This window comes from Neisseria sp. HMSC064D07, from assembly GCF_001837185.1.
Taxonomy (GTDB): domain Bacteria; phylum Pseudomonadota; class Gammaproteobacteria; order Burkholderiales; family Neisseriaceae; genus Neisseria; species Neisseria flavescens_C.
Window position 1 is genome coordinate 1 of record NZ_KV831647.1, and the last position, 11914, is coordinate 11914.

General features: G+C 47.1%; 10 protein-coding genes. 3 read left to right on the forward strand and 7 right to left on the reverse strand.

What is annotated here, in order from left to right; translation table 11 throughout:
- Nucleotides 1-260: 260 nt before the first annotated feature.
- The gene (gene lapB, locus HMPREF2608_RS00900) at nt 261-1430 is read right to left on the reverse strand and encodes a lipopolysaccharide assembly protein LapB (RefSeq protein WP_070825664.1); all 1170 of its coding nucleotides are present in this window, start codon (nt 1428-1430) and stop codon (nt 261-263) included.
- A gap of 25 nt (nt 1431-1455) precedes the next feature.
- Nucleotides 1456-1779 (reverse strand): LapA family protein, encoded by a 324-nt coding sequence (locus HMPREF2608_RS00905; RefSeq protein ID WP_070825666.1) that lies wholly within the window; start codon nt 1777-1779, stop codon nt 1456-1458.
- A gap of 213 nt (nt 1780-1992) precedes the next feature.
- Here HMPREF2608_RS00905 and ilvE point away from each other — a divergent pair, with 213 nt between their 5' ends.
- Nucleotides 1993-2991, forward strand: coding sequence for a branched-chain-amino-acid transaminase (gene ilvE, locus HMPREF2608_RS00910; RefSeq protein WP_070825667.1), 999 nt, complete (start codon nt 1993-1995; stop codon nt 2989-2991).
- A 1088-nt stretch (nt 2992-4079) separates the two neighbouring features.
- Nucleotides 4080-6320 carry a right-handed parallel beta-helix repeat-containing protein gene (locus HMPREF2608_RS00920; protein ID WP_070825711.1) on the forward strand — a complete coding sequence of 747 codons (2241 nt, stop codon included), beginning with the start codon at nt 4080-4082 and terminating at the stop codon, nt 6318-6320.
- Between the two features lie 92 nt (nt 6321-6412).
- On the opposite strand, the gene metE is transcribed toward HMPREF2608_RS00920, so the two are convergent.
- The 3 genes from metE to iscX form a co-directional block, all read right to left on the reverse strand.
- Entirely contained in the window at nt 6413-8689 is a 2277-nt protein-coding gene (gene metE, locus HMPREF2608_RS00925; RefSeq protein ID WP_070583672.1) for a 5-methyltetrahydropteroyltriglutamate--homocysteine S-methyltransferase, read from the reverse strand.
- An 89-nt stretch (nt 8690-8778) separates the two neighbouring features.
- Nucleotides 8779-9660 carry a methylenetetrahydrofolate reductase gene (gene metF, locus HMPREF2608_RS00930; RefSeq protein ID WP_070825669.1) on the reverse strand — a complete coding sequence of 294 codons (882 nt, stop codon included), beginning with the start codon at nt 9658-9660 and terminating at the stop codon, nt 8779-8781.
- A 171-nt stretch (nt 9661-9831) separates the two neighbouring features.
- The gene (gene iscX / locus HMPREF2608_RS00935) at nt 9832-10029 is read right to left on the reverse strand and encodes a Fe-S cluster assembly protein IscX (RefSeq protein WP_070825670.1); all 198 of its coding nucleotides are present in this window, start codon (nt 10027-10029) and stop codon (nt 9832-9834) included.
- A 314-nt stretch (nt 10030-10343) separates the two neighbouring features.
- Between iscX and HMPREF2608_RS00940 the strand changes: the two genes are divergently transcribed.
- On the forward strand, nt 10344-10964 hold the full coding sequence (locus tag HMPREF2608_RS00940; RefSeq protein WP_070825671.1) for a hypothetical protein: 621 nt from the start codon (nt 10344-10346) through the stop codon (nt 10962-10964).
- Between the two features lie 76 nt (nt 10965-11040).
- On the opposite strand, the gene fdx is transcribed toward HMPREF2608_RS00940, so the two are convergent.
- Nucleotides 11041-11382 (reverse strand): ISC system 2Fe-2S type ferredoxin, encoded by a 342-nt coding sequence (gene fdx, locus HMPREF2608_RS00945; RefSeq protein ID WP_070825672.1) that lies wholly within the window; start codon nt 11380-11382, stop codon nt 11041-11043.
- A 92-nt stretch (nt 11383-11474) separates the two neighbouring features.
- Entirely contained in the window at nt 11475-11837 is a 363-nt protein-coding gene (locus HMPREF2608_RS00950; protein ID WP_070825673.1) for a TIGR02328 family protein, read from the reverse strand.
- Nucleotides 11838-11914: the final 77 nt, after the last annotated feature.

Here is an 11914-nt window from a genome sequence, read left to right on the forward strand (position 1 = left end):
AGGGGATTTTGGGGAATTTTGCAAAGGTCTCGGCAGATGAAACCCGTCGCACAGAATTGCGCGATGCATACCGTGCCGGTGAATTTAATGCCGATATTGAGGCTCAGATTGTAGCGGCGTTAGCATGGGCAGAGCAGCGTTGTTGAGCAGATATTGCTGGTGTGTGCGCCTATGTTTTGAATCGCTTTGATATTTTGCTTTGTAATAAAAAGGCCGTCTGAAAAGATTTCAGACGGCCTTTTTTGATATTTAACGCTTTATCAAATCTCGATTTTATTCGGCGTAAAGGTTTGCCATTTGTTGCAGGCTGGGCAGTGCCAGAAGAAGACTTGGGATTTGAAGTGGCAGTTGCGGCAGCGGTACATGACGCTTTTTTGCAGCTGGCGGCCGATAATGGAACGAATCATATCGGTGTCGGCTTTCCACTCCGGATTCATACTGCTGAGTTTCAAGCCAAGCAGACGGTACACGCCGTTGAGGTCGGGTTTTTGACGGACGAGTTCGACAGCGATTTGCGCCGCTTCGGTTTCGCCTTTGAGCAGCAGGGCCTTCTCGTAGATGACGTTGATCAGGTCAAGATCGGGGAAGGTCTGCATATAGCCGATGAGGCGGTTGAGGCCTTCTTCCTGTTTGCCTTGTGCGGCATAGGCTTCATAGAGTTTCTCGCCGACCATGCTCAAATAGGCGTGGTTTTGCTGCTCGATGGCGGAATACGCTTCCACTGCGGCAGAGAAGTTGCCCTGACGGTATTCGATATCGCCGAGGATGATGTTGGCGCGCGTACATTTTTTGTTGGCTTCGAGTGCTTTGCCGATGTTGTAGCGAGCGGCATCGAAGTTGGATTTGAACAGCGCGGCTTGGGCGATTTCGCAATAGAACTGGGCGATTTCAAACTGGTAGGTCTGTTCGTCATGGCTCAAGAGCTGCGCCATTTCGATGGCTTTTTCCCAGTCTCGGTCTTGTTGGTAGATGCTCAAAAGGTGTTGGCGGGCTTCGCGTGCCATATCGCCTTCCTGCAAACCGAGGAAGATTTGTTCGGCACGGTCTACCAAGCCTGCGCTTTGGTAGTTTTGCGCCAATTCAAAAAGCACGCGTGCGCGTTTTTCGTTGACTGTGTCGGGCGAATCGAGCAGGGCGCGGTGCATATTGATGGCTTTGTCGTTTTCGCCGCGCTGACGGTAGAGCTTGCCTAGGGTCAGGTTTAGGTCGTATGACTGCGGCTGCTGGTCGATCACTTCCGCCAATTCGCGCGCGGCGCGACCGCTGTTGCGGTCAACGAGGGCATCAAGGCTTTTGTAAAACCCTGCCGGTATGCTTTTGGCCTGTTTCAGGACGGTCTTCATATCGACGCGCGCGGCAAACCAGCCCATAGCGAAGAAAACGGGGAGGAGGACGATGGGCAGTAAGATGACCCACAATTCGTTGTCCATGGTATTCCTTTATTGATTGGTGGCGTTACGCTTTGGGAGTGGCTTCGGAAGTCGTTGCCGGTGTTTCGGTTTTGACCGGAGTCAGGTCTTTTTCGGAAAGGTGGGCATGTTTTTTCACTTCGGCGCGCAGGCGGTTGTTTTCGCTGCGCAGGGTCAGCAGACGGCCGAAGAGGGCAAACATACCGAATACGATGCCGATAATAAATGCACCGAAAAGCACGACAATCAGCGGCAGATTGATGTTTTGGCCGGGCAGGTAGAAGAAGGATACGGTGTGGGTATTGGTGATGGCCAGCAGGAGGAAAACAAGAAGAATCAGGATTTTGATGATGGTAGAGATGAGTTTCATGGGTTACTCCGGGTTGGCTGCGGTTGGGGCAGGCCGTCTGAAAAATGGTATCAGTTTAAACGATTTGCCGGATTTCGGATAGGACGGCATGTTTCAGACGACATGGGAAGGGTATCTTTAATGCTGACGGGTACTTGTCAAACCCATATTGAAAGGCGTATTGTTCAGTCTTTAGTTATTATCTTACAAATCAGAATAAGAAAGGCAATCATCATGAGCAGACCAGTCCCAGCCGTATTCGGCAGCGTTTTTCACGCTGAAATGCCCGTTATCGCTTATCGTGAAGGTAAATGGCAACCGGTAGAATGGCAATCTTCCAAAGACCTGACACTCGCCCCCGGCGCACACGCCCTGCATTATGGCAGCGAATGTTTTGAAGGTTTGAAGGCATTCCGTCAGGCAAACGGCAAAATCGTGATGTTCCGCCCGACCGCTAACATCGCGCGTATGCAGCAAAGCGCAGATATTCTGCACCTGCCTCGTCCTGAAACGGAAGCTTATTTGAATGCTTTGATCGAATTGGTCAAACGCGCTGCCGAAGAAATTCCTGATGCGCCAGCTGCGTTGTATCTGCGTCCGACTTTGATCGGTACCGATCCTGTGATCGGTAAGGCCGGATCTCCTTCTGAAACTGCTTTGCTGTACATTCTGGCTTCTCCTGTCGGCGACTATTTCAAAGCCGGTTCGCCCGTTAAAATCTTGGTTGAGACCGAACATATCCGTTGCGCCCCACATATGGGTCGTGTGAAATGCGGCGGCAACTACGCTTCCGCCATGCCTTGGGTATTGAAAGCCAAAGCAGAGCACGGTGCAAACCAAGTGCTGTTCTGTCCGAATGGCGATGTTCAGGAAACCGGCGCGTCTAACTTTATCCTGATTAACGGCGATGAAATCATTACCAAACCGTTGACAGACGAATTCCTGCACGGCGTTACCCGTGATTCCGTGCTGACTGTTGCCAAAGATTTGGGCTACACTGTTACCGAGCGCAACTTTACTGTCGACGAGCTGAAAACTGCGATTGAGAATGGTGCGGAAGCGATTCTGACTGGTACGGCTGCGGTCATTTCTCCGGTAACTTCTTTCGTGATTGATGGCAAAGAAATCGAAGTGAAGAGCCAAGAGCGCGGTTACGCAATCCGTAAGGCAATTACCGACATTCAATACGGTTTGACAGAAGACAAACACGGCTGGTTGGTCGAAGTTTGTTAAATAGAACGTATTCAATAAAAAAGGCCGTCTGAAATATTTTTTCAGACGGCCTTTTTTATTGGATTTTAGAGAGGGAAGACAAATAATAAAATGCTAAATTTTACAAACAAACGGTAGCATTTTAAGATAATCGGTATATAATGCGCAATTATGTTGTAAAAATACACATTGAAAATATCGAATTTTATTGATTTTTTGATGAAGTTAAAAACATTTATAGATATTTATTTTGTATATTTTGTAAATTTAGTTAAATGGGAAATGCTAAAAACATATTGTGTTAGAATTCCCCTCCTTTTTGGCTTCGCGGTATTAACTCTGTCACGCCAAAAAGAAAAACAATGCAAGATAAAACCATTTTTATTTTGCTATAAAAATCAAAAATAACTTAACTTTGGATGAACTAATTAATTAAAAAGGGACTCTGATACATTTTCCGTCAAAAATAACCGGATACATGGTACGCGGACAGATTGCCTATAAAAGCCATCCAAGGGTTCTGTCCAAACACCATTACCGTTTTCAATCAGAAAATCGGCAGAAGGGGAAACGCTGCCGATTTTCTCAAAGTGGCCAGCTTCAGTTTGGCCTTTATACAGGCAATTGCTGTTACGACAGAATCCGTCTTACCTCTTTATTCATCGAACTTTTTTGTTGCACGCTTGTGCGGTGGGAAAGGACGATATTTGATACAAGGAAATACGCTGATTATGTCACATAAACTTGCTCCTCTTGGCCGTACCCATATCCGTCAAGGCTCCTCAACTCCTGAAACCACTTCCGAATCATCTTCTCCTCTAAAAGAATGGATACACACCCAAAATTGGGGGAGAAGTCCGTCTGTTTTTCCTGAACCCAAGCAATTAAGCGGTAAAAATACTGTAACGAAAGAAGCGGTTCATGTGGCTGAGGCAGCAAGATTAAACAGTACCTCATCATCTTCAGACGGCGTTGTAACAAAAATGCGTGTCGCACGGGCCAGCGTTGCTTCTGCAAGTAGCGTTCCCGGTAAAAATACCATTGCGTCTAAAGTAACGGACAAACACGTTGTTTCAAAAGAGCCGGTAAACAAACCGGTTAATCAATCAATGGAAAAAATTCTGGCTGAAAAGCAAAAAAAATACGAAGAGGCTAAAGCAAAAAAAATAGCCGAAGCCGCCACAGCCAAAGCAAACGCCGTCGAGCATGCAAAAGAAGCGCATAAAGCAGCAGTCGAAAAAGCGATTGCAGAGCGTAAAGCCAAACAAGACGCTGCCCGCAAAGAAAAAGAGGCAGAAGACAGAATTGCCGAAGGAAAAAAAACAGTCGAAATTGTGCATAAAAAGATTTTGAACGATTCAGACGGCCATAACAAAGTCGTGAGCGTTTCTTCCGGCAAAAAAACAGCCATGAGTCACGATAGCCACCTCAGTTCAGTCAAAGAAAACAAAATTGACGATCATACCGAAAACAGGGCAGGTGTCTCTGGAAAATACCGCGTGTATCAATCTAAAGAGTATGGTAATTATGTTCGTGTGAATGATTTTGGTGCCGATGCGCAGGGTAAAAAAGACAGCCTTCAGGCATTTAAAGCGGCTTTAGAGGCGGCTCATAAAGAAAAAGCCATGGTCTTCTTGGATGGTACCTACTATATTTCCAACCAGATTGTGATGGATAAAACCGTTTCCGGCGCACGCGGTTTGTTTGGTTCGGGGATGGGTAAAACCAAAGTAACGTTTGATAAGGCGCAGACAGGCGTGTTCAATCCGAACACCAACCATGATGACATTCGCCAATTTGCCGGTATCTTGATCGATGGACAAAACAATAAAACCATTGCCAACTTGTCGGTTCAATATACCAACCCTGATTTTTACCGCAAAGGCTTAAGCTATTTTGGCAAGGTAAACGGCATTTTGGTGAACGATGCGGACAATACTTTAATCAGTAAAGTAGAGGTTTCCGGTGCCAATCGTGCTGGTGTGATGTTCACGTCGACCGCTTCTTTGGAAAAGGAAAAAGGTCAAAAGCTGACCTTTAAAGAGCGCGTACAAAGCGGCGAAATTGATGAAAAATATGAAGCGCTGCCTTTGGGTGAAAACAACCGTATTGTTGATTCGTATCTGCACCACAACCGCGTTGCCGGTGCGCTGATCGGTTTCCAACAAAACTTTATCGGCGAGGGCAACCGTTTGGATTGGAACGGCCACGAAGCGGATGGCGGTACCGGCTACGGTATGGCTGTGGTTGCGGGCAGCTACAATTACGGTGTCACATACCGTAAAAACACGACCAACCACAACTACCGCAAAGGCTTGGATGTGCATGATGGTACAGGCATTGTCATTGAAGACAATGTGTTAACAGGTGACCGGCTGTATGGTATTGCTGCTTACAACCGCCAGTTTTCTATGGATAAAGTCAAAATTACCGGCAATACCATTATCCAAGACCCGAGCTTCCGTTTAAATGTTGATGATGACTTGGGTAAGTACTACCACATGTATTCAGGTATCCAGGTGCAAACCAATACCCAATACAAAGATTTGCACTCGGCTGACAAAGGCTATTTCGATATCAGCAATAATGTCATTAAAAATCTGACGGTTTATCAAAACAATATTCAGACTTACGCGATTGAGTTCCGTAACCATGAAAGCAAAATGGATTACACGCTCAATATGGCAAACAACAAGATCAGCGGCGAATCTACAAAATATCTAATTGCCGTCATCAACGATACTTACGACCGCGTTTTATCTAAAAACGGCATTGGTAGCGGTACCATTACCATCAGCGGCAATGATGCCGATATCGGCAAGATTATGAAAGGCGCAGTACCGGTTTATGTGGAAGAACACCATGGTAATGTCGCTATGCATGGTGCGGTGACCATTCACAACAACAAAATTTCCGTGCGTGAAAAATCTGACGGCTATGTCGAATTTGCTTATTTGAAAAGCAATGCCAAAGAGTACAACATCACCAATAACACATTGAAGCTTGGTGGTGCTCTGGATGATGTTTTGGTAGACGTACACAGTACCAACCCTAAGGGCAAGGCATCTTTAAATGTAGCTAACAATAAAATCATGACGGACATTAAAGGTGAACTGTATGATTCATGGCTGCGCTTTGAAAATAACATCAAAACGTATTCAGAAGGCAATAGCCATAACGGCGAAGCACAGAAAAAGGTGAATACGACCGGCAGTAAAGTTGCATTGAGTGATATCTTGTCAGAAGCCAACCATATTGTTGAAACGACTAAAGAGACTGTGTATCACCATACTAAGAACGTGTATACATCAGGAGTGGAAGAACATCATACAACGACAGGGATTTTGTAAGCTGTTGAAGTCGTAATCTTTATAGTTTAAATATCGATAAATAAAAAAAGGCCGTCTGAAAATTTTCAGACGGCCTTTTCATCTAACTCACATTATTTAGCCAGTTCGGCACGCAGTTTGTGGGTTACGTTCATCATCACTTGGAGTTGTTCCAGAGTTTCTTTCCAACCACGTGTTTTCAGGCCGCAGTCTGGGTTCACCCACAGACGTTCAACCGGTACAACCTCGATGGCTTTGCGCAACAGGTGCTCAACTTCAGCTTCAGTCGGTACGCGTGGGCTGTGGATGTCGTAAACACCTGGGCCGATGTCGTTCGGGTATTTGAATTCGCCGAACGCAGTCAAGAGCTCCATATCGGAACGTGAAGTTTCAATGGTGATGACGTCAGCGTCCATAGCGGCGATGGCTGGCAGGATGTCGTTGAACTCGGAGTAGCACATGTGAGTGTGGATTTGAGTGCTGTCTTCGCAACCGGTAGAGGACAGGCGGAAAGATTCACCGGCCCAGTTCAGGTAGGCGTCCCAATCGGCACGTTTCAAAGGCAGACCTTCGCGGATGGCAGGTTCGTCAATTTGGATGACTTTGATGCCGGCTTTTTCCAGATCCAATACTTCGTCGTTCAAAGCCAGTGCGATTTGTTTGCACACGGTAGAGCGAGGAATATCGTTGCGGACGAAAGACCATTGCAGAATGGTTACAGGGCCGGTCAACATACCTTTCATCGGGCGTTTGGTCAGGCTTTGTGCGTAAGTAGACCAAGCGACAGTCATGGCTTCAGGACGGCTTACGTCACCGAAGATGATAGGTGGTTTAACGCAGCGTGAGCCGTAGCTTTGTACCCAGCCGTATTGGGTGAATGCAAAACCGCTCAACAATTCGCCGAAGTATTCAACCATGTCGTTACGCTCGGCTTCGCCGTGTACCAGTACGTCCAAGTCCAGTTTTTCTTGCTCTTCAACCACCAAGGCGATTTCTTTTTTCATCGCAGCTTCGTAATCGGCGGCAGACAGTTCGCCTTTTTTGAAGGCTGCGCGTGCTTGGCGGATTTCGGTAGTTTGTGGGAAAGAGCCGATGTTGGTAGTCGGCAGCAGAGGCAGGTTCAACCATGCTTGTTGCGCTTTGATACGGTCGGCAAATGGAGATTTGCGTTGGTCTGCGTTGGCAGGCAAATCGGCCAGGCGTTTGGCAACGTCTGCACGGTGGATTTCGCTGCTGTTGGCACGGGAGTCGGCAGCAGCTTGGCTGGCGGCCAGTTCTTCGGCAACAGAATCACGACCTTCGTTCAATGCGGCTTTCAGAACGCGCAATTCTTGGGTTTTTTGCAGGGTGAATGCCAACCAAGAGTACAGGTCAGGTTTGTTGGCTTTCAGTTTTTCTTCAACTGACAAGTCAAATGGAGTGTGCAGCAGAGAGCAAGAGCTGGAGATCCACAAACGGTCGCCCAGTTTGGCTTGCAGAGGCTCGACAGTTTCCAAAACTTTGTTCAGGTTGGCGCGCCAAATGTTGCGGCCGTCGATAACGCCGGCAGACAGAACTTTGTCGTAGTCGGCAAATGCGTCCAGCTGTTCAGGAGCACGTACCAAGTCGATGTGCAGACCGTCAACAGGCAGGGATTTCAACAATGCGGCGTGTTCAGCAACAGAACCGAAGTAAGTGCTCAACAGGATTTTGGCGCTTACTTTGCTCAAAGTAGCGTAAACGTCTTTGTATGCTTCTACCCATTCTTTAGGCAGGTCGACAGTCAAAGCAGGCTCGTCGATTTGAATCCACTCGGCACCGGCTTCAACCAAAGCAGTCAGGATTTCAACGTAAACCGGCAACAGTTTAGGCAACAGGCTCAGACGGTCGAATTCAACAGCGCCTTTTTCTTTACCAACCCACAGGAAAGTCAACGGACCAACAACGGTCGGTTTGGCTTTCAGACCCAAAGCTTGGGCTTCTTGCAGTTGTTGAACGTAGTGTTTGGCGTTGGCTTTGAATTCGGTATCGGCGTGGAATTCAGGCACCAAGTAGTGGTAGTTGGTGTCGAACCATTTGGTCATTTCGATAGCGAATTGGTCTTTGTTACCACGGGCCAGTTGGAAGAATTGTTCCAAAGACAGGTTTTGGCTGTCGAAGCCGAAGCGGGCAGGGATGGCACCGGTAGCAACTTGCAGGTCGAGTATGTGATCGTAGAAAGTGAAATCGCCTACAGCAACGTAATCAGCGTTGGCAGCAGCTTGGTGTTTCCAGTTTTTCTCGCGCAAGTCTTTAGCAACAGCCAGCAATTCTTGCTCGCTGATTTCTTTGCGCCAGTATTTTTCTTGTGCGAATTTCAATTCGCGGAAGGCACCGACGCGCGGGAAGCCTGAAAAATGCAATGTTGTCATGTTAACTCTCCTAGTTGGAATTTTGAATCAGGCCGGTATGGCCTGAATGTTCGATATTGTAAATCAGAATGGGGAGGCCGTCTGTTTTATTAACGGGGGCGCACACCCAAAATATGGCAGATGGCGTAAGTCAGTTCGCTGCGGTTGAGGGTGTAGAAGTGGAAGTCTTTGACACCTTCGCGCGAGAGGACTTTGACCATGTCGATGGCGATGCTGGCGGCAACAAGGTTGCGCGTGCCTTGGTCGTTATCCAAACCTTCGTACATTTTAGACAGCCAGCTTGGGATTTTGACGTTGGTCACTTGGGCCATTTTGGTCAATTGTTTGAAATTGGTTACAGGCAGGATGCCGGGAACGATTTCAACGTCAATGCCCATCATCACGCAACGGTCGCGGAAGCGCAGATAGCTTTCCACGTCAAAGAAGAATTGGGTGATAACGTGGTTTGCACCCGCATCGATTTTGCGTTTCAGATTGATCAAGTCGGCTTGTGCGGATTTGGCTTCCGGGTGCACCTCTGGATAGGCCGCTACGGAAATGTCAAAGTCGGCAACGGAGCGCAATAGTTTGACTAAATCTTCGGCATAGAAAGGTTTTTTCTCGTAGCCAGGCGGCTCGTCGCCACGCAGGGCGACAATGCGGCGGATACCGCTGTCCCAATAGTCTTTGGCAATTTGACGCAACTCGTCAGGGCTGGCATCGATACCGGTCAGGTGGGGGGCGGCGTCAAGGCCGGTTTCTTGTTTGATGCGTTTGACGATGCTATGTGTGCGGTCGCGTTCGCCGGAGTTTGCACCGTAGGTTACGGAAACGAATTTCGGATGCAAGGTTTGCAGGCGATGGATGGAATCCCATAACATGGTTTCCATTTGTTCGTTTTTCGGCGGGAAAAATTCGAATGAAACGTTGATGTCGCCTTTCAAATCGGAAAGGCTGTGATTTAATGCGTTAATTTCTCGAGCGTGATTCATGGTTATGCACCTTCTGCATATCTTTTATTTGTTGTCAGACTGCATAATAAATTTGAGGTCAGTATGAGTCAATTTCGAAATTTTCCAAAATTGTATGAATAGATTTAATAAAGACCCCAGGCCGTCTGAAAAACAGCCTGAGGTCTTGTTTGATAGGGAAGGGAGGAAAGACTATTCTGCTTCATCTATCCATGCTTGTTGCACGGCTTCGAGAATACGCTCGCCGCAACGCGCCGGATCATCGTTAAATTCAGGCAAAGCCATAATCAGATCACGCAGTTGGGTAAAGCGTACGGTTTTCGGATCAATACTGTCGCCGTGTAAGTCGTAGAGTTCTTCTGCGATGCGTTGGGTATCTGTCCATTTCATGATGTGTTCCTTTATTGGGTTTGGGCTATTAGTAATTATTTTAATCAAGAAGAAGTCGGACTGCCAGATTGTTTTACGGAAGATTGGCAGATAAATGATGGCGCTATTTTTTAACAAAATAGCATAGTTGCGTTAAAATACGGCACGACACTTAAAAACTACGGCACATTCGCTTTGAATTTGCCGTTTTATATATTTTATTCCGTTTTGAATGATGGTTTGCGCATGAATAATTTACATTATCCCAATGCAACCAAATCATCTGGAACGACTCTTAATACGAAATCCATCACGTAAAAATAAAAGGAAAAATGATGAATAACGCACTCAACGCCAAATTGTCCAAGCTCATTTATGCGCTTGCTTCAGATGATCCGGAGTATCTGTCTAAAGCAGGCGCATTCGACCGTTTGCTGCTGTTAGTTCGCGAATTTTATCGGATGCTGGATGAAACAGAAGGTTTGAAGCAGCTGGTGTTCCGTCTGTATTACGGCAAGCACTATGGTTTGATTAAACTGGATGCCGCTTCACCCAATGACGATGCAGGCGCATTGAGGTTGAAACGTTGGATGGTTTATTCGCGTATCGCCGAGCGTATCGAAAATTGCGGCAAACATTTGTCGGTCGTGCTTGAAGATGCGGTGTTGGAAAATGGCGCGGACAAATCTCATTATATAGATGAAGCCAATGCCATTATCGAGCGTTTTGGTTTGGTAAGGGATGAGGCTGCACTTCTGGCCATTGAAGCGGAAGAAGCGTTGAAAACAGAGCAAGAGTTGCAGGCGACAAGCGAGCCTCAAAAATCTGCTCCTAAGCATCACGGCAATCTGCATCAAATCAGAATTCAAGAAAAAATCGAAAATTACTCCGCCACGCAGAAGGTGGCTGCTATGCAGATTTCCCGTATGCGTTTTATTTTTCCTCATATCGAATAGTTTGGGATGTAACGAAAAGGCCGTCTGAAACCATAACGCACATGGTTTCAGACGGCCTTTTTCATTAAACCTTGTTTTAATGGTCTTCGCGAGCGTGGTTAATCGTATATTTAGGAATTTCGACCACCAAATCTTCGTCGGCGACCACTGCCTGACAGCTCAAACGTGAATCAGCTTCCAACCCCCATGCTTGGTCGAGCAGGTCTTCTTCCAATTCGGTCGGTTCTTCCAGGCTGTCAAAACCTTTGCGGATAATCACGTGGCAGGTGGTGCAGGCGCAGGATTTTTCGCAGGCATGATCGACTTCGATGTCGTGGTTGAGCAGTACGTCAAGGACGGTTTGGCCTTCCGGTGCATCTTCGATAACCGCGCCTTCGGGGCATAATGTCGCGTGTGGGAGTACGGTAATTTTTGGCATTTTTATTGTCTCGGTTGTTTAAGAGTGGTTGTGGTTAAAGCGGCTTCAGACGGCCTTGAGTATTCAATATTCAGGCCGTCTGAAAAATGGGTTTATAACATGATGCCTTTACTTTTTAAATTTTCCAGACATTCGTCCAAGTAGGCATCATCATGTTCGGCATAAATCGGCGAAGTAGCTGTTTCAGCCGCGTGTGCGTGGTATGGCGCAACGGCTTTGCCGCGATACAACGGGTCTTTCCATAAAACGTCAGGCTTGTAGCCACGCCTTTCCATCTCATCCATAATCAACGCGTGATACAGGTAGAGTTTGTAGGGTGAGTGGGTAAAAACGTAATTAACCGTCGCATGTGGCCTGCCCCAGCCTGCTCCGCGTAAAGCAGCGCATTCGCGGTGTTGCCCCAAAAGCTGGGCGCGGGGGAGTAGGGGGATAAGGGTTTGGTGCCAGAGTCTCATAAAAGAAATAGTTTCGGTTTATGGATATTAGATAGACGACCTTTGTATCTTTCGAGGCCGTCTGAAACTGTTTAGGC

What these genes read in the sequence shown, in the direction of transcription:
- lapB (WP_070825664.1), bottom strand. Translation starts at nt 1,430, where the DNA reads ATGGACAACGAATTGTGGGTCATCTTACTGCCCATCGTCCTCCTCCCC.
- HMPREF2608_RS00905 (WP_070825666.1), bottom strand. Translation starts at nt 1,779, where the DNA reads ATGAAACTCATCTCTACCATCATCAAAATCCTGATTCTTCTTGTTTTC.
- ilvE (WP_070825667.1), top strand. Translation starts at nt 1,993, where the DNA reads ATGAGCAGACCAGTCCCAGCCGTATTCGGCAGCGTTTTTCACGCTGAA.
- HMPREF2608_RS00920 (WP_070825711.1), top strand. Translation starts at nt 4,080, where the DNA reads ATGGAAAAAATTCTGGCTGAAAAGCAAAAAAAATACGAAGAGGCTAAA.
- metE (WP_070583672.1), bottom strand. Translation starts at nt 8,689, where the DNA reads ATGACAACATTGCATTTTTCAGGCTTCCCGCGCGTCGGTGCCTTCCGC.
- metF (WP_070825669.1), bottom strand. Translation starts at nt 9,660, where the DNA reads ATGAATCACGCTCGAGAAATTAACGCATTAAATCACAGCCTTTCCGAT.
- iscX (WP_070825670.1), bottom strand. Translation starts at nt 10,029, where the DNA reads ATGAAATGGACAGATACCCAACGCATCGCAGAAGAACTCTACGACTTA.
- HMPREF2608_RS00940 (WP_070825671.1), top strand. Translation starts at nt 10,344, where the DNA reads ATGAATAACGCACTCAACGCCAAATTGTCCAAGCTCATTTATGCGCTT.
- fdx (WP_070825672.1), bottom strand. Translation starts at nt 11,382, where the DNA reads ATGCCAAAAATTACCGTACTCCCACACGCGACATTATGCCCCGAAGGC.
- HMPREF2608_RS00950 (WP_070825673.1), bottom strand. Translation starts at nt 11,837, where the DNA reads ATGAGACTCTGGCACCAAACCCTTATCCCCCTACTCCCCCGCGCCCAG.